14 protein-coding genes are annotated in these 17,956 nt (G+C 67.9%); 5 read left to right on the forward strand and 9 right to left on the reverse strand.

Annotated elements, in window-relative coordinates; genetic code table 11:
- The first annotated feature begins 65 nt into the window (after positions 1-65).
- The 4 genes from rsmG (at position 66) to ACFYY2_RS16315 (ending at position 4,186) form a co-directional block, all read left to right on the forward strand.
- Complete coding sequence (gene rsmG / locus ACFYY2_RS16300) at positions 66-782, forward strand: 16S rRNA (guanine(527)-N(7))-methyltransferase RsmG (protein ID WP_388742784.1); 717 nt, start codon at positions 66-68, stop codon at positions 780-782.
- A gap of 303 nt (positions 783-1,085) precedes the next feature.
- Positions 1,086-2,180, forward strand: coding sequence for a ParA family protein (locus ACFYY2_RS16305; protein WP_388743412.1), 1,095 nt, complete (start codon positions 1,086-1,088; stop codon positions 2,178-2,180).
- Positions 2,177-3,265, forward strand: coding sequence for a ParB/RepB/Spo0J family partition protein (locus tag ACFYY2_RS16310; protein WP_388742786.1), 1,089 nt, complete (start codon positions 2,177-2,179; stop codon positions 3,263-3,265). Before ACFYY2_RS16305 ends, ACFYY2_RS16310 begins: the two co-directional genes overlap by 4 nt.
- Positions 3,266-3,568: 303 nt before the next feature.
- Complete coding sequence (locus ACFYY2_RS16315) at positions 3,569-4,186, forward strand: GNAT family N-acetyltransferase (protein WP_388742788.1); 618 nt, start codon at positions 3,569-3,571, stop codon at positions 4,184-4,186.
- 85 nt (positions 4,187-4,271) lie between these two features.
- Here the strand turns inward: ACFYY2_RS16315 and trxA are convergent, their stop codons facing one another.
- From trxA to ACFYY2_RS16350, 7 genes are all read right to left on the reverse strand, one after another.
- On the reverse strand, positions 4,272-4,604 hold the full coding sequence (trxA, locus tag ACFYY2_RS16320; RefSeq protein WP_388742791.1) for a thioredoxin: 333 nt from the start codon (positions 4,602-4,604) through the stop codon (positions 4,272-4,274).
- A gap of 42 nt (positions 4,605-4,646) precedes the next feature.
- A complete protein-coding gene (gene trxB, locus ACFYY2_RS16325) occupies positions 4,647-5,618 on the reverse strand; it encodes a thioredoxin-disulfide reductase (protein WP_388742794.1) in 972 nt (323 codons plus the stop codon).
- Between the two features lie 126 nt (positions 5,619-5,744).
- Positions 5,745-6,668 carry an anti-sigma factor family protein gene (locus ACFYY2_RS16330; RefSeq protein WP_388742797.1) on the reverse strand — a complete coding sequence of 308 codons (924 nt, stop codon included), beginning with the start codon at positions 6,666-6,668 and terminating at the stop codon, positions 5,745-5,747.
- Complete coding sequence (sigM, locus tag ACFYY2_RS16335) at positions 6,665-7,366, reverse strand: RNA polymerase sigma factor SigM (RefSeq protein ID WP_388742800.1); 702 nt, start codon at positions 7,364-7,366, stop codon at positions 6,665-6,667. The genes ACFYY2_RS16330 and sigM overlap by 4 nt, the downstream gene beginning before the upstream one ends.
- A 25-nt stretch (positions 7,367-7,391) precedes the next feature.
- Complete coding sequence (locus ACFYY2_RS16340; protein WP_388742802.1) at positions 7,392-9,089, reverse strand: serine/threonine protein kinase; 1,698 nt, start codon at positions 9,087-9,089, stop codon at positions 7,392-7,394.
- A gap of 126 nt (positions 9,090-9,215) precedes the next feature.
- On the reverse strand, positions 9,216-11,375 hold the full coding sequence (gene murJ / locus ACFYY2_RS16345) for a murein biosynthesis integral membrane protein MurJ (protein ID WP_388742805.1): 2,160 nt from the start codon (positions 11,373-11,375) through the stop codon (positions 9,216-9,218).
- 49 nt (positions 11,376-11,424) lie between these two features.
- Complete coding sequence (locus ACFYY2_RS16350; protein ID WP_388743414.1) at positions 11,425-13,722, reverse strand: DUF6049 family protein; 2,298 nt, start codon at positions 13,720-13,722, stop codon at positions 11,425-11,427.
- A 177-nt stretch (positions 13,723-13,899) separates the two neighbouring features.
- Between ACFYY2_RS16350 and ACFYY2_RS16355 the strand changes: the two genes are divergently transcribed.
- Entirely contained in the window at positions 13,900-15,342 is a 1,443-nt protein-coding gene (locus ACFYY2_RS16355; protein WP_388742808.1) for a CCA tRNA nucleotidyltransferase, read from the forward strand.
- 139 nt (positions 15,343-15,481) lie between these two features.
- Here ACFYY2_RS16355 and ACFYY2_RS16360 read toward each other — a convergent pair whose 3' ends face one another.
- Together ACFYY2_RS16360 and ACFYY2_RS16365 are read right to left on the reverse strand one after the other, a co-directional pair.
- Positions 15,482-16,768, reverse strand: a complete 1,287-nt coding sequence (locus ACFYY2_RS16360; RefSeq protein WP_388742811.1) for an MFS transporter — start codon at positions 16,766-16,768, stop codon at positions 15,482-15,484.
- Between the two features lie 87 nt (positions 16,769-16,855).
- On the reverse strand, positions 16,856-17,938 hold the full coding sequence (locus ACFYY2_RS16365) for an inositol-3-phosphate synthase (protein ID WP_388742813.1): 1,083 nt from the start codon (positions 17,936-17,938) through the stop codon (positions 16,856-16,858).
- Positions 17,939-17,956: the final 18 nt, after the last annotated feature.

A 17,956-nucleotide genomic window follows, 5' to 3' on the forward strand; every position in this document is an offset into this window, starting at 1 on the left:
TTGGGCACATTGCTTGGCATGATCTGAGCGAGACCCGATGAGCGCGGTACGGAAGGACGGTCCCCGTGACGGAGGAAGCAGAGCTCCCTCAGGCGCCCAAGGAGGCGCAAGCGGTATTCGGAGAGTTCTTCCCAGAGGCTGTCCGGTACGCGGAGCTTCTCGCTGACGCGGGCGTCAAGCGCGGCCTGATCGGCCCTCGCGAGGTTCCTCGTCTGTGGGAGCGGCATCTCCTGAACTGCGCTGTGCTGTCCGAGGTGGTGCCCGAAGGTGTCACGGTCTGCGACGTGGGCTCGGGAGCCGGCCTTCCCGGCATCCCGCTGGCCTTGGTGCGCCCGGACCTGAAGATCACGCTTCTGGAACCGCTGCTGCGCCGCACGAACTTCCTTCAGGAGGCCGTCGAGCTGCTCGGCCTGGACCACGTGACGGTCGTACGTGGTCGTGCCGAGGAGGTGCTGGGAACCCTCCAGCCGGTGCACGTGGTGACGGCGCGCGCGGTGGCCCCTCTCGACCGGCTCGCGGGGTGGGGTGTCCCGCTGCTCCGTCCGTACGGAGAGATGCTGGCACTCAAGGGTGGTGCCGCCGAGGAGGAGATCCACGGGGCTCGTGCTGCTCTGAGCAAGCTCGGAGTGGTGGAGACGGAGGTGCTGCACGTCGGTGAGGGACTGGTCGACCCGACCTCCACGGTGGTTCGTGTAGTGGTCGGGGAGAGCCCGGGGGGTGTGAGGTTCGCCGCAAAGCGAGCCAAGGCCGCGCGGGTCAGCCGCACCCGTCGGCGCCGTTGAGGGTCGTCCCCAGGGGTGCGTGACACCACTCCTGCCCCTTTTTGCCGGTTTATGGGCCGCTTCGTGTCGATGCTCCATGCAAGCAGTGATATGTGAGCGGTGCGGAGTGTCGGGGTCGTGCCGTTGGGCTGCGCAGGCATCGTGTTTCACGTGAAACGTCGCTCTCTGCTGCAGGGGATCATCGGCCGCGGTCGTGCGGCTGCCACGCCGCGCGGCCGCACCCCCGTACGGGTCGCCAAGTTGTCCACAGAACCGGATTCATCCACAGAACAGTCGGCCTCGCTGGTTCACGACCCCGAAAGCATGGCAGGCTCTGTTCATTGCGAGCCTGAAGTCGAGGAGAGTGAATCCTTGCGGTCCGACGCCAACATCGCGGGACCGATGACCGATCCGGTCCCCGGTCCCCGTACCGAGTCCCTGGGGGACGGTGTTTCACGTGAAACACCGCCTCCGATGGACGACACCCCTATTGGCCGTGCCGCGCAGTTGGCGGTCGAGGCTCTCGGCCGCGCCGGCGAGGGGCTGCCCAGGCCTGACCGGACACGCGTCATGGTGGTGGCCAACCAGAAGGGGGGAGTGGGTAAGACGACCTCGACGGTCAACCTGGCCGCTTCGCTCGCGCTCCACGGCGCCCGTGTTCTGGTGGTGGACCTCGACCCGCAAGGGAACGCCTCCACAGCTCTGGGGATTGACCACCACGCAGAGGTCCCCTCCATCTATGACGTCCTGGTGGAGAGCATGCCGCTCTCCGAGGTGGTTCAGCCGGTCCCGGACGTCGAAGGTCTCTTCTGCGCCCCAGCGACTATCGATCTCGCCGGTGCGGAGATCGAGCTTGTGTCGCTGGTGGCGCGGGAGAGTCGACTGCAGCGGGCCATCCAGGCCTACGAGCAGCCGCTCGACTACATCCTCATCGACTGTCCGCCCTCGCTCGGTCTGCTCACGGTCAATGCGCTCGTCGCCGGAGCCGAGGTGCTCATCCCGATCCAGTGCGAGTACTACGCGCTGGAAGGGCTCGGACAGTTGTTGCGGAACGTCGATCTGGTCCGTGGGCACCTGAACCCCGATCTTCATGTGTCCACAATCTTGCTGACCATGTACGACGGACGAACCAGGCTTGCTTCCCAGGTCGCAGAAGAGGTTCGTACGCACTTCGGCAAGGAAGTACTGCGGACGAGCATTCCGCGGTCCGTGCGCATTTCGGAGGCGCCGAGCTACGGGCAGACCGTCCTGACGTACGATCCGGGCTCCAGCGGGTCCCTGTCGTATCTGGAGGCGGCCCGTGAGATCGCCCTGAGGGGCGTGGGAGTGCACTACGAGGCCCAGCACGCCTCTTCGGTCGAGCATGCCCGCACGGGCGTGGCGAACAACCAGCAGAGCAACTCGGAGGGCATGCAGTGAGTGAGCGTCGTAGAGGGCTGGGGCGTGGGCTCGGTGCGCTGATTCCCGCAGCTCCGCAGGAGAAGCAAGTTGTCGGAACCGACGGGGCGGCCACCTCGTCCGTGCTGACGGCCGAGCGCGGAGTGGCGGCCGCGAAGGTGACCGCTCTGCCTACGGGAGCCAAGGTCCCCGAGCCGAGCTCACCGGTTGCCGAGATGGAGTCCGTCGCGGAGCAGGTGAACGTCGCGGGTGCGTACTTCGCGGAGATTCCCCTCTCCTCGATTGTTCCCAACCCCAAGCAGCCTCGTGAGGTCTTCGACGAGGACGCTCTGGCGGAGCTGGTCACCTCCATCAAGGAGGTCGGCCTGCTCCAGCCCGTCGTTGTACGCAAGGTTGCCGAAGACCGCTACGAGCTCATCATGGGTGAGCGCCGCTGGAGGGCGTGCGGTGAGGCGGGGCTGGAGGGCATCCCGGCCATCGTTCGTGCGACCGACGACGAGAAGCTGCTCCTGGACGCGCTCCTGGAGAACCTGCACCGGGCGCAGCTGAACCCGTTGGAGGAGGCGGCTGCGTACGACCAGCTGCTCAAGGACTTCAAGTGCACCCACGACCAGCTGGCCGACCGCATCGGCCGGTCCCGTCCGCAGGTGTCCAATACGCTGCGTCTGCTCCGGCTCTCCCCGTCGGTGCAGCGCAGGGTCGCGGCGGGCGTTCTCTCCGCAGGTCATGCGCGGGCCCTGCTGTCGGTCGACGACTCGGAGGAGCAGGACCGGCTGGCTCACCGCATCGTCGCCGAGGGACTGTCGGTGCGTGCGGTCGAGGAGATCGTGAACCTTCTCGGATCGGAGCCCACGAGTTCGGCCAAGCCGCGGGGTCCTCGCGCCGGCGGGCGGGTCTCTCCGGCGCTGACCGACCTGGCATCGCGCCTCTCGGACCGTTTTGAGACGCGGGTCAAGGTCGACCTGGGGCAGAAGAAGGGGAAGATCGTCGTCGAGTTCGCTTCGATGGAGGATCTGGACCGCATTCTCGGCAGCCTTGCCCCCGGTGAGGGGCGCGTGCTGGAGCGGAGCATTGAGTCGGAGCAGGACGAGGCCGAAGAGAGCTGAGCCGACTTCAGGTAAAGGGCGGGCTGGGTTCCGGAACTTTCCGGAACCCAGCCCGCCCTTTGCCGTTCCTCGGTATCCCCATCACGTCTGGGTGGATACGATGCGTTCTGGTATGGCGTATCCACCACCGTGATTCACCTCAGAGGAGGCGGGGGCCGTGCGATCAGTGAATCGCAGCCACCTGATGTCAGTCGGTTTGGGGCTTGGTGCTGTCGGGGGGTTCGTAGGCAGCCTGTTCCGAGAACGCAGTGCGCTCGCAGCCGCACGTGATGCGGCGGGCGAAGGAAGCGAGGAACCGCCTACATGGGGCGTCGGTTTGTACCGCTCACACTGGACAACCTTCCGGACCTCCCCAAGCGCTGCCGCTCGTGCGTCTTCTGGGAACTTGATCCGGTCAGCGGGCAAGCCGCGATAGAGGCCGGCAGGGCCGAACTGGAGAAGGAATCCTGGATCTCCGCTGTCCTGCTGGAGTGGGGGTCGTGCGGAAGGGTCGTCTACGTGGACGAGGTGGCTGTGGGGTACGTCCTCTACGCACCGCCCGCCTACGTCCCGCGATCAACCGCCTTCCCGACCAGCCCCGTCTCCCCCGACGCCGTCCAGCTGATGACATCCCTGATCGTGCCGGGATTCCAGGGGCAGGGACTGGGCCGTGTGATGGTGCAGACGGTTGCCAAAGATCTTCTGCGGCGCGGGTTCAAAGCGATCGAGGCGTTCGGCGACGCGCGATGGAAGGAGCCCGCCTGCATGCTCCCGGCAGACCATCTGCTGGCCGTGGGATTCAAGACGGTGCGCCCGCATCCCACACACCCGCGGCTGAGACTTGAGCTTCGCACGACGCTCTCCTGGAAGGAGGACGTCGAACTGGCGCTGGACAGACTGCTGGGCGCCGTACAGAAGGAGCCCGCGCTTCGACCGCTCTGAGCGGGGCGGCAGATAGGTGCGCGAGAATGCGGAACGGGCCCACCCTCAGGGGTGGGCCCGTTTCACGTGAAACAGTGCGTTGCTACTACTCGCTGATGAACGGCTCGAGGTCGCGGAGGATCGCGGCCTTGGGCTTGGCGCCGACGATGGTCTTGGCCACCTCGCCGCCCTGGTAGACGTTCAGCGTGGGGATCGACATCACGCCGTACTTGGCCGCGGTGGCCGGGTTCTCGTCGATGTTGAGCTTGACGATCTCGATCTGCTCGCCGTGCTCTGCGGCGATGGCCTCGAGCGACGGGGCGATCTGACGGCACGGTCCGCACCAGGCGGCCCAGAAATCGACCAGAACAGGCTTGTCGCTCTTCAGGACGTCCTCGTCAAAGGAGTCGTCGGTTACGTTCTTCAGGGTGCCGGCCACGGCAGCCTCCTTGAATTCGCGGGGTGTGGGGTTGGGGGAAAGTCAGACTGCCGGGGTCTTCTCCGGCTCGGCGAGCTGCTCGTCGGAGAGCGCGGCAAGGAAGCGCTCAGCGTCGAGAGCCGCAGAGCAGCCGGTTCCGGCGGCGGTGATGGCCTGGCGGTAGGTGTGGTCCACGACGTCACCTGCTCCGAAGACGCCCTTGAGGTTGGTGCGCGTCGAGGGGGCCTGCACCTTGAGGTAGCCCTCGTCGTCGAGGTCGAGCTGACCCTTGAAGAGCTCCGTGCGGGGGTCATGGCCGACGGCGATGAAAAGTCCCGTCACCGGAAGCTCGGACGTCTCACCCGTCGTGGTGTTGCGCAGGGTGAGGCTGGAGAGCTTCTGGTCGCCGTGGACCGTGGCAACCTCACTGTTCCACGCGAACTTGATCTTCGGATCGGCGAAGGCGCGCTCCTGCATGGCCTTGGAGGCACGGAGGGAGTCGCGGCGGTGGACGATCGTGACGGACTTGGCGAAGCGGGAGAGGAAGGTCGCCTCCTCCATCGCGGTGTCGCCGCCGCCGACCACGGCGATGTCCTGGTCCTTGAAGAAGAAGCCGTCGCAGGTGGCACACCAGGAGACACCGCGACCGGAGAGTGCGTCCTCGTTGGGAAGCCCGAGCTTGCGGTGCTGGGAGCCCGTGGTGACGATGACTGCCTTGGCGCGGTGCACCGTGCCGGCGGTGTCCGTGACGGTCTTGACGTCTCCGGAGAGGTCCACGGCGATCACGTCGTCGGGGATGAGCTCAGCGCCGAAGCGCTCGGCCTGGGCACGCATGTTGTCCATGAGGTCCGGGCCCATGATGCCGTCCTGGAAACCCGGGAAGTTCTCCACGTCGGTGGTGTTCATCAGCGCACCGCCGGCGGTGACGGCACCTTCGAACACCAGCGGCTTCAGAGAGGCGCGAGCGGTGTACAGGGCGGCGGTGTAACCAGCCGGCCCGGAGCCGATGATGATCACATTGCGGACGTCACTCACGGGTTCTTCCTCGTCTCTGCGGACTGCCTGCTGCCTGCTGGGGTCGGTTCCTCGACTCTCACCCCACCCAACGGATCCTACGGGGCATGCATTCCCGAAGTTTCCGCCCGGATCCCGGCACGGGTCTCAGGGACGTGCGTAGGACCGCGTGAGCAGTAGCTGTCCCTTTGCCGCCGGGGCCGAGCCCACGCACGTGGCATCGATGACATAGGCCGTGACGCGGTCGGGATCAGTCGCGTGAGGCAGGACTACGAGGAACGCGGTGGTGCCCTCGTAGCTTCCTTCCTCAACAGCCAGGGCAGACGCGTCGCGGCCGGTGCCCTTCTGGACACAGGACGGGACGACCACGTTCGCTGCGCGCATCGGGGTACGGGGAGAAGCGCCTTCGGGGGCCACACCCTCCGGGGACGACTTGGTGTCCAGGGACGGCCGAGCCGGCTCGAAGCCGGGAGATTCCGCTGCTGCTGCCTCGCTCAGGAGCGTACGGACCTGTCCCCCGAGGGTGCTTTCGGAGAAGTCCTGTCTCTGTGTCTTCGCGGCGCTGACTCCCGAGTCGGCCATTTTGCTGGCCGAGCCTCCGCTGTACTGGGCAGATTGCAGGAGGAAAACGCTCACACCTACGGCTGCCGCGGCGAAAGCGGTTCCCAGGATCACTGTGCGCCGGCGTCGCCGTGCCGGGCTCCTGCCAGGGCCGGTGGCGCCGCGAGGACGTCCAGCGGGGTGTGATGCGGCCGTGCTCTCCGGCGGCTGTCCGTATGTTTCACGTGAAACATACGGAGCTGCGGCCGGAGTCTCCGCAGGAGCGGCCACCTCCTGCGCCAGGGCCGCGTCGATGCGAGTGGCGACACTTTCCGGCATCGGCTCATCGAGCCGAAGGGTCCCGAGCAGCGCGCGGATCTCCTCCAGCGAGGCGTGGACCTCGGAGCACTCCTCGCAGCCGGAGAGGTGTTGACGGAGAGCTGTCGCACGGGACGGCGTGAGCAGGCCTTCTGTGAGATCGGAGATCTCCGAGACGTCCGGGTGCTGAGCCGTGTCGGCCGTGGATGTCATGCGAGCCCGCCTCCCTTCACAGCCGCGGGACTGCTGCCACCGGCATCTTTCGGTCCTGATGGAGATGGGACGGATGTCCCTGGCGTCCGGTTCCTTTCCATGACGCTGCCCTTGTCGTCCGCTCTGCTGCCGCGCAGGTGTGTGAGCAGTGGCAGGAGTCTGGCCCTGCCTCGGGCACAGCGGCTTTTCACGGTGCCCGTGGGGACGTCCAGGATGCGTGCGGCCTCGGCAACGGGATAGGCCTGCATGTCGACCAGGATGAGAGCCGAGCGTTGTTCCGCCGGCAGGGTGGCCAGGGCCGCCAGGAGTTCGCGATGAAGATCCTGCCGTTCCGCAGGAGCCTCAGCGGACTCGTGCGGCTCCATCAGCTGGTCGAGTCGCTCCGTGTCGTCGACCGGCGCCGTCTTGCGAGAGGCCGTCTTGCGCGCGCGGTCGAGGCAGGCGTTGACCGTGATCCTGTGCAGCCACGTCGTGACGGCGGATTGGCCACGGAAGGTGTGCGCGGCTCGGAAGGCGGACACGAGTGCGTCCTGCACCGCATCGGCAGCCTCTTCGCGGTCGCCCAGAGTGCGCAGCGCCACGGCCCAGAGCCGATCGCGGTGCCGGCGTACGAGCTCACCGAAGGCGTCAGCGTCGCCTGCGACATGCTGGGCCAGTAGATCCTGGTCGCTGGTGTCGGCGAAACCGGCGTCGTCCAACGGTGAGCCCCCTCCCGTGGTGCGGTCAGCTGGTGACCTTGATGTCCGCGATCTTGCCTCGGTAGTTCCCGCCGTCACTCGGGGGGAGCTTGGTCAGCCAGACCAGAAGGTACCGCGCCCGCACCGGCTTGTCGGGCTTCAGGGACACCTTTGTTCCGGTTGCCTTGGCCGCCTTGGTGAAGCCGTCCGGCATGGGAGGCACGGACGTGCCCTCCGTCGTTCTCAGCTCGACGGATGTGTCTCCGCCCAGGAAGGACACATCGACGCTGCCGACCTGCTGGACCTCACCGAGGTCGAGGACGACACCGACGCCCTCCTTGAGCCTGCCGAAGTCGGCGCTGTAGTAGCCGTCCGTGTTCCAGTAGGAGCCCAGGTCACCGTCGTAGACGTTCTTTATCGAGGCCGGCTTCTCGGAGCCGTCCGAACCGAGCGGGTCGTAGTCCTGCGCACCCACGATCTTCACGGGCTTGCTGGGCTCGATGGCGTTGTTGTCGTCGCCGGAGTCGGTCGTGTGGGTCTGGGTGGGGGTCGGCTCTCCGGAATCCTTGTTCCTGTCGAGCAGGGTTTCCGCGAGCTGCCAGCTGCCCAGCCCCAGAGCGGCGATGAGCAGAGCGGAGACGGCCCACTTGAGCACCTTGCCGGTGCGGCTCTGCAAGGGGGGCGGAGGAACCGCGATGACCGGCTGCGTGGCGGATGCGGGGCGAGCCGACGGGCGCCCGTACGTGCCCTGCTGATAGGTGGTGCGCTGGTACTCGGGCGGTGCGGTGAAAGTCGACTCCGGAGGCAGGATCCGCGGCATGGCGGCGACGGCCTTGGCCAGTTCGTCCGGAGTGGTGCAGGGCTGCTCCTGGCGCGACGCGGTGGCACCGTCGTTGGCCAGTGCGCGCATGGCGATCTCGGACAGCCCGCGGTGCACACCCGCCCGCACCTGGTCCGGGGGGATGAGGCCCAGGTCCTTGGGGAGTCCGGTGAGACCGTACGCGTCGCTCTCGTAGGGCCAGCGACGGGTCAGAGCCGCGTAGAGGAGCGCTCCGATGGCTTCGGTGTCCGTACGCAGAGGCTTTTCGGCGGTGATGCCGCGAAGAGCGGCGTTCACGGCCAGCCCGCGGATGCGGTACTGCCCCGTCGAACTGCGCAGTACGGCTCCGGGGGTGAGGCGCAGGTGCGACAGGCCCTCGCGGTGGGCCGCTGCCATGGCCTGGGAGATCTGGTTCACGAGCTGGTACGCGTCGTGGGCCTCCAGAGGTCCCGCGGCCAGCAGGGCGGTGAGTTCGGTGGCGTCCGGGAGCCATTCGTGGACGACGTAGACGAGGTCGTCCTCCTCCACGGCGTCCAGTACCTGGACGAAGCGAGGGTCGCCCAGCAGGGCCGAGGAGCGGGCAGCGGCGAGCACCGAGCGGGCGCGCGGATGGTCGGCGGGCAGCAGATGCACGCCGACCGCTCGACGCAGTTTCTCGTCGACGGCGCGCCAACTGCTGAATCCGTCCAGCCGGGTGACGCACTCCTCGAGCCGGTAGCGTCCGGCCAGCTTGTGACCGCTGTGCAGGTCGGGCGTCGCGGGGACGCCGGCCGATTCCTCGCGCCCGTCGCTCTCCGAGCCCGTGCCCTCTGAATCCTGGGTTCGTGCCGTCCCGTCGGTCGTGGCCGCTTCCGCCTTGGCGGTCAGCGGCTCGTCGCCGCTGTTGTCGGCCACGTCGACAGCGGCCGTGCTACGTTCCGCCACCGTCGTTCCTGCCTCCCCATCCGTTGCGCGATGCCTGCCCGCTCGGCATCACGCCAATTGTGCCCACACTCCGGCGCTATGCACGACACGCGGTGTCCAGCGATGGTTGTGCGGTCCGGCGTGCATTCAGCGTCCGAGTCGTCCCCGGACCATGCCGACCATGCCGTTGAGCTCCTCGATGCGCATCTTCTTGGCTGCGACGAAGAAGATGCCCATCAGGACGACACTGCCGCAGACCAGCGCCACCACCGAACCGCCGGCCCCGTCGCCGAGGGCCGCGAGAAGTGCGAAGCCCACAGCGCCGCCCACGATGGCCGCGGGAAGCGCCGCCAGGCAGAGACGGGCGTAGGTGCGTACCACCCGGGCGCCGTCCAGCCCGCCGCCGAGCCTGTTGCTCAGCCGGCGCCAGGCGATGCCGACGCCCACCGCGTAGGCGAGCCCGTACGAGGCCGCCATACCCACGACTGCCCACTGCGCGGGAAGAACCACGTAGCAGACTGCCGATGCCGCGGCATTGACCGCAGCCACGATGACCGTGTTGTAGAAGGGGGTGCGGGTGTCCTCGTACGCGTAGAAGCCGCGCAGCACGACGTACTGCACGGAGTACGGGATCAGGCCCAGACCGAACGCCATGAGGATGAAGCCCATGGACCGTGCGGCCTCGGTGCCGCTGGACGCGTACAGCAGGGTGCACATCGGCAGGCCGAGCGCGAGGAACGTGAAGGCGACCGGGACGATGGCCACGGCCGAGTTGCGCAGCCCCTGCGAGATGTCGTCGCGGACGGCCCCGGGGTCGTTGTCGTGGGCGGCCCGGGAGATGCGGGGCAGCAGGGCGGCCATGACCGACACCGTGATGATGGCCTGAGGCATGCCCCAGATCAGCTGGGCGTTCGAGTAGCCGAGGAAGCCCGTTCCGTCCTTGCCCGAGTGAGCGCCCGCTGCGGTGGCCAATTGTGTGACGACGATGACGCCGGCCTGATTGGCGAGGACGAAGAGGACCGTCCACTTCGCGAGCTTGATCGTCTTGCCGAGCCCGTGTCCCCTCCAGTCGAATCGGGGACGGAAGCGGAAGCCCGCCTCGCGGAGGTACGGAATCATGGCCAGTGCCTGGACGACCAAGCCGAGCAACGTGCCGATTCCGAGGAGCCGCACGCCCTCCGGCGGGATCGTCTCGACACCCATCTGGGACTCCGCCGCGCTGCCGTAGACCCAGATGAAGAGGCCGAAGGTGCAGATCATGACGATGTTGTTGAGGACCGGGGTCCACATCATCGCGCCGAACTTCCCGCGGGCGTTCAGAATCTGCCCCATGACGACGTGGATGCCCATGAAGAAGATCGTCGGCAGGCAGTAGCGGGCGAATGTGACAGCCACGCTGTTGGCCGCGGCATCGTTCGAGATGGTCGGGGAGAGGAGGTGGATGAGCCACGGAGCGCCGAACACGGCTGCCGCGACGATCGCGCCCAGCGCGACCATCACCAGCGTCAGCAGGCGGTTCGCGTAGGCCTCGCCGCCGTCGGCGTCGTCCTTCATGGACCGGACGAGCTGCGGGACGAAGACCGAGTTGAGACCGCCGCCCACGGTCAGGATGTAGATCATCGTGGGCAGGGTGTACGCGATGATGAAGCTGTCACCGAGCAGGGCGGCACCCAGCGCGGCGGTGATGACGAGGCTGCGCACGAAGCCGGTCAGGCGGGACACCATGGTGCCCGCGGCCATGAGGGCGCTCGACTTCAGTATCCCGGCTGCCTTGCCCCCGGACTTCGGTGGCATGGGTGCCGGAGCGGCTTCCGGTTCGGCGGGAGTGCCCGGAGCGCGGCCCGATCCCTCCTGGTCGCGGAAGAGGTGAGCGAAGGCGTCCTGTTCTTCACGGTCGTCCGACGCTCGCGTCACCAGATCGTCCACCCCCACGTACTGGGTGGTCGCGGCGTTGTCACCGTAGGGAAGGTGCCGGGAGGGGCCGGCAGGCTCCGGTGGCGGCGTCTGGGCCCAGATCCGGGGGTCGGGCGCGTACTGCGCCGCGGGAGGCTGCTGGTAGAGGGGCTGCGGCTCCTGGTAGGTCCCAGGGGGCGGCGGCGGGTGCGAGGCGCGGTCGTACAGCGCCTCGGCCACCGGGTCCTGCGCGGCGAGGTCCTGGGCGCGGTACGGATCGTGGTCGTACGCGTGCTGCAGATACGGGTCAGGGTTCTCCCCGTCCTGGCCGGGGCCGGGCGGCACCGGCGGACCACTGGAAGAACCAGCCCCGCCCGCGCCCTGGCCGCGGTCACCGTCGTACGGCGCGTTCATCGAAACCCCACCTCATTGTCCGCGGCCGACCGGCCCCGACAGATGTCGCTCAACGGTCCACTTTCTCACCCGGGCCCGACGGGGCCCCGCTTTCCGGACCGGTGTCCGGCCGAGGGTCACTCGGCTGCTCGGGTTCACCGCCGCCGCCCTCCGCCGTGCCATCGGCTGCGGCGCGCTTGCGGTGGGTATACATCCGGATGCCCGCCAGGACCAGCAGGAGCAGCCCGCCGGCGATGACGAGAAGCACCGTGGGTGTGACTTCCGAGACCTTCACGGTGAAGGTCATCGCCTCGCCGTACGGGACATTGTCCGTCGTGAAGAGCCGTGCCGTGACCCGTGGCTGTCCGTTGGCATTGGCTGTGGCGTCGAACTTCACGGACTGGCTGTGCCCGCCGCCGATCCGGATCGGCTGTTCGGCCACCGCCCCGCCGTCGTTGAGCTTCAGCCGTGTGGCATTGTCCGAGGTCAGACGGAGCACCAGGTGGTCGACGCCCTGGACCAGCTTGTTCTGCACGGTCACCGGGATCGTCGCGCTGCGCCCGGACAGTGTCACGTCCGACTTCGTGATCAGCTGCACTTCGTCGGTGAGGCCCTGCAGATAGGTCCGGACCGAATCGCGGTACCGCTGGGCCTCCAGCGGCCTGCCCCGCCAGGAGGTCGAGACGGAGCGGTTGATCGCGTTACCGAAAGGAGTCACGACCCGGTCGGGCTGGGTGAGGATCACCTGGAAGCTGTTCAGCGAGTCCTGAGTCGTCCTGATGTCCTGGAACGCCTGGGTGGGCAGCTCCTGCCTGCGCAGCTTCCTGGGGTACTGGGACGCCCCGGGCACCTTGGTGGTGGCCCGGGCGTCCGGCTTCTCCTCCGCGGCCGCCACCAGGTCGAGGGGCCGGGTCCAGCGCTCTGTGGTGAGCGCCCGCAGCGCACGTGCCATGGTCTGGGCCTGTGCGGCGGTGGGAGCGCGCTGGGGGGCGACGACGATGCTGCGTTCGTCGTCGGATGCCTGCTCCGTGAGCGCGAGCGTCTGGGCAAGGAACTTCTGGACGGCGAGTGTGGAGGCGCCGGCCTTGGCCATGTCGCCCGTGAACGCCGTGGACAGCCGGTGGTCCGCGACGACGGCGGTGGTGCCACCACCGATCGGCCGGGCCGACGTCGGGGTGTAGGGCAGGCCGCCCGTCTCGTCGAGGCTGTCGCTGCGGGCGATCACCTTGTGCGCGCCGGCGGACGTGGCGACATCCACAACGGACGGGTCGATCGCGCCGTCCACGGGCCAGGCGAAGTCGCTCGACGGCTTCACGTGCAGAACAGTCTCCACGGTCTTGCCGGCCACCTCGGTCGCCGTCTGGAGGTGGCTGAGGGTGCCGGAGACGTTCTTGCCGCGGTGGGCGATGGAGGCGAGGTCCGGATCGGCGAACGGCAGAGCCACCACCTTCCCGTCCTTGACCGCCCCCTCCAGGTCGTTGAGCCACTTCTTGGCGATGGCCTGGTTGGTCCCCGCGACGGTCTCGTCACCGACTCTGACGCGGTAGTTCTTGGTCATCGCGTCGACCGAGGCCAAGAGGTCGGGGTCGATCACCCACGTCACGGGAAGCGGGCTCCCCAGTGACACCAGCTGTTCCAGCCGGCCGCCCGGAGCGAGTTCGAGGGCCAGGTCGTCGTTCGAGAAGACGGGCGTCTGCTGTTCGTCCGATCCCGTCTCGGCCGTGATGTGCGCCGACGCGATCAGCGGCCAGAGGAAGGTCAGCTTGGTCCTGTGCTTGCTGTCCTCGGGCTGCCAGGGGAGGAAGGTGCGCTGGATGCCGAGCACCTGGTCGTAGGCGTACTCGGAGGTCTTGCCGGTGAGGGACACCCCGAGCTGGTAGACGCCCGCGGCGTCCAGGTCCAGCTTGTCGACCGGAACGGAGAGGGTGAAGTCCCGGCTGACCCCGGGGTCGAGCTCGGAGACCTTCACCGCGTACTTGCCACCGAGCTTGGCCGGGTCACTGCCGGGCAGGTACCCGGTGCGCTTGGCCGCCTCGTCGATCGCACCCCTGCCGGAGAGCGTCGGTCCGACCCGCAGGTCGACCTCGGCATCGGTGACCGCCTTCTTCCCCTTGTTGGTCAGGGTTCCGGAGATGCTGAGGGTGTCGCCCTCGACCGGTGCGCTGGGGGAGAGCGTGTCCAGAGACACATCGACGGTGCGTGATCCGGTGGGGACCTTGGCGGCCTCCCCGGCCTGCGCCGAAGGTGCCGCCGGGCCGGCCAGGAGGCCGGTGATCAGTGGCGCTCCGACGATCAAGGAGGCTGTGCGCCGGAGCCACCGGCGGGCAGGGGAGGGTTTCGTCCCCTGAAAGTCTGCCGCCTCGGCCACGCGTACCCGTCCCTCGTCGTCGGTTGGATGCCGGTCCTGCCGGTCTCTGCGTCCACGCATGGTAACGATGAGCCCGCGGACTGAGTGCCGGGGACCATCCACATGATCGGGAGAGTCTCGCAGGGCCGCCGGAAACGATGACGCCCGGGCCGGTCCGGGCACGTACCCTTTTCTGTTGTGCCGAACGCCAACGAAGACAGCCCCCGTGCCCTGAGCCAGGTGCAGCACCGCGCAGTCAGCGAACTGCTGCGGGTCTCCCCCGTCGCCGACGACCTCGCCCGACGCTTCCAGGAAGCCGGATTCGGCCTCGCCCTGGTCGGAGGGTCCGTCCGCGACGCGTTGCTCGGCCGGCTCGGAAACGACCTGGACTTCACCACCGACGCGCGCCCGGAGGACGTACTCAAGATCGTCCGGCCCTGGGCCGACTCGGTCTGGGAGGTCGGGATCGCCTTCGGCACCGTCGGCCTGCAGAAGGACGGCTATCAGATCGAGGTCACCACCTACAGGTCCGAGGCGTACGACAGGACCTCCCGCAAGCCGGAGGTCTCCTACGGCGACTCGATCGAGGAAGACCTCGTGCGCCGCGACTTCACGGTCAACGCCATGGCCGTCGCACTCCCCGAGAAGGAGTTCATCGACCCCCACGGCGGGCTCGGCGACCTCGATCAGCGCGTACTGCGTACTCCGGGAACACCTGAGGCCTCGTTCTCCGATGACCCGCTGCGCATGCTGCGCGCCGCCCGGTTCGCCGCCCAGCTGGACTTCGACGTCGCCCCTGATGTCGTCACGGCGATGACCGACATGGCGGAGCGGATCGAGATCGTCTCCGCCGAGCGAGTCCGTGAGGAGCTCAACAAGCTGCTGCTGTCGGGGCACCCCCGCAAGGGGCTGGGACTGCTTGTGGACACCGGTCTGGCAGACCGGGTGCTGCCCGAGCTTCCCGCGCTGCGCCTGGAGAGTGATGAGCATCACCGTCACAAGGATGTCTACGAGCACTCCCTGACGGTTCTGGAGCAGGCCATCGACCTCGAGAAGGACGGGCCCGACCTCGTGTTGCGGCTGGCCGCCCTGCTGCACGACATCGGAAAGCCGAGGACACGGCGCTTCGAGAAGGACGGCCGCGTGTCCTTCCACCACCACGAAGTGGTGGGCGCCAAGATGGCCAAGAAGCGCATGACGGAGCTCAAGTACTCCAACGACCTGGTCAAGGACGTCTCGAAGCTGGTGGAGCTTCATCTGCGCTTCCACGGCTACGGGGACGGTGAATGGACCGACTCCGCGGTGCGCAGGTACGTACGGGACGCGGGGCCGCTGCTGGACCGGCTGCACAAGCTGACGCGGTCGGACTGCACGACGCGGAACAAGCGCAAGGCGAACGCCCTGTCGCGTACCTACGACGGGCTCGAGGAGCGCATCGCGCAGCTGCAGGACCAGGAGGAGCTGGATGCGATCCGGCCGGACCTGGACGGCAACGAGATCATGCAGATCCTGGGTGTGGGGCCGGGCCCCGTCATCGGCAAGGCCTACGCCTTCCTGCTGGAGCTGCGCCTGGAGAACGGGCCCGTCGAGCGCGATGCCGCGGTCGCCGCGCTGAAGGAGTGGTGGGCCGCTCAGGACTGAGCGTGTGCACGGGGGACATGGTCCTGAGCGTGTGCGCGGGCGTGGTCGACCGAGCTGAGGCCGGTCATGTTTCACGTGAAACAAGACCGGTGATGAACGGCCAACCGGAGGGGCACTGTTTCACGTGAAACGGTGCCCCTCACTCCTTGGTGCGGGCACGCGGTGACGTCAGGTGCGCGTGACGTCGCAGCAGTGCTGCCGACGTCATGGCGTAGAGGACCGCCACGGTCACCACCACGACGACGGACCGGCCGTCCTTGGGGAGTACGAGGGCGGCCAGCGCGGCGGCCGCGACGAAGGCGACGTTGAACAGCACGTCGTAGAGCGAGAAGACCCGGCCGCGGTAAGCGTCGTCCACCGATGTCTGCACCTGTGTGTCGGTTGCGATCTTCGCTCCCTGAGTGATGAGGCCGAGGATGAAGGCCGCAGCGACCATGGGGGCGGGAGCGAACGACAGTCCCAGCGCCGGTTCCAGCAGGGCGGCCGCTCCCGCGCACCCTCCCATCCAGCCGAATCGGCCGAGCCGGCCGACGGCCCACGGTGTGACCAGGGCAGCCACGAAGAACCCCGCGGCTGATGAGCCGAGAGCCAGGCCGAGCAGGGCCAGACCGTCGGATTCGCCGTCGGACCAGGCGTACCGGCAGAGCATGAGCAGCATCACGGTGAGCGCCCCGTAGCAGAAGCGCAGCACCGTCATCGCGATCAGGGCCCGTGCCGCGTCCTTGCGTTCCGCCAGATGGCGCAGTCCGGCCAGGAGGCCTGACGCCGTGGCGCTCAGTGCCTCGCGCAGTCGGACATGGTGCTCGTCCCGATCCGGCCCGAGGAGGGCGCGGGGCAGCGACAGGGAAGCCACGGCCGACAGGAGATAGAGGAGGGCGCCCAACAGGACCACAGCGGCGTCGGACCCGTCGGTCAGCAGCCGGATGGCCAGAGCGAGACCTCCGCCCGCTGTGGCGGCCAGTGTTCCGGCGGTCGGGGAGAGCGAGTTGGCGATGACGAGCCGGTCGGTGTCCACCACGCGGGGCAGGGCCGCCGAGAGGCCGGCCAGGACGAAGCGATTCACCGCGGTGACGCAGAGGGCGGAGACGTAGAAGAGCCAGTCCGGGACCGAGCTCAGGAGCAGCAGGGCCGTACAGCAGGCCAGGGTGGCCCGTAGGAGGTTGCCGTAGAGGAAGACCTGGCGACGCGGCCAGCGGTCGAGCAGCACTCCGGCGAAGGGGCCGATCAGCGAGTACGGGAGCAGCAGTACGGCCATGGCCGAGGCGATGGCCCCGGGCGTCGTCTGGTTCTCCGGTGAGAAGACGACGTAGGTGGCGAGCGCGACCTGGTAGACGCCGTCGGCACACTGGGAGAGAAGCCGTACGGCCAGCAGGCGACGGAAGTTCCTCAGGCGCAGGAGCACGCGAAGATCACGCACGACAGGCATGTGCGCAAGGGTCACACACATGAGGGGTCCCCGGGCGGATTGCCCGGGGACCCCTCATGGAAGCGAACAGGCGTCGCCCCGGATCGATCAGCGCTCGACGTCGCCGCTGATGAACTTCTCGACGTTCTCGCGGGCCTCGTCGTCGAAGTACTGGACCGGCGGGGACTTCATGAAGTACGAGGAGGCCGAGAGGATCGGGCCACCGATGCCGCGGTCCTTGGCGATCTTCGCCGCGCGCACGGCGTCGATGATGACACCGGCGGAGTTCGGGGAGTCCCAGACCTCGAGCTTGTACTCCAGGTTCAGCGGGACGTCACCGAAGGCGCGGCCCTCGAGGCGCACGTACGCCCACTTGCGGTCGTCCAGCCAGGCCACGTAGTCCGAGGGACCGATGTGGACGTTGTCGGCGCCGAGCTCACGGTCGCGGATCTGCGAGGTGACGGCCTGCGTCTTCGAGATCTTCTTCGACTCCAGGCGCTCACGCTCGAGCATGTTCTTGAAGTCCATGTTGCCGCCGACGTTCAGCTGCATCGTGCGGTCCAGGACGACGCCCCGGTCCTCGAAGAGCTTCGCCATCACGCGGTGCGTGATGGTGGCGCCGACCTGCGACTTGATGTCGTCCCCGACGATCGGGACACCGGCCTCGGTGAACTTGTCGGCCCACTCCTTGGTGCCTGCGATGAACACCGGCAGGGCGTTCACGAACGCGACCTTGGCGTCGATGGCGCACTGCGCGTAGAACTTCGCGGCGACCTCGGAACCCACGGGCAGGTAGCAGACGAGGACGTCGACCTGCTTGTCCTTGAGGACCTGGACGATGTCGACGGGGGCCTCGGTGGACTCCTCGATCGTCTCGCGGTAGTACTTGCCGAGCCCGTCGTGGGTGTGGCCGCGCTGGACGGTCACGCCGGTGCTGGGCACGTCGGCGATCTTGATGGTGTTGTTCTCGCTGGCGCCGATGGCGTCCGCGAGGTCGAGGCCGACCTTCTTCGCGTCGACGTCGAAGGCGGCGACGAACTCGACGTCACCCACGTGGTAGTCGCCGAACTGGACGTGCATCAGGCCGGGCACCTTGCCGGCCGGATCGGCGTCCTTGTAGAACTCGACGCCCTGCACCAGTGAGGCGGCGCAGTTGCCCACGCCGACGATGGCTACGCGAACCGAACCCATGCCGATTGCTCCCTGTGT

Origin of the sequence: Streptomyces sp. NPDC001822 (genome assembly GCF_042892135.1) — a bacterium.
GTDB lineage: Bacteria > Actinomycetota > Actinomycetes > Streptomycetales > Streptomycetaceae > Streptomyces.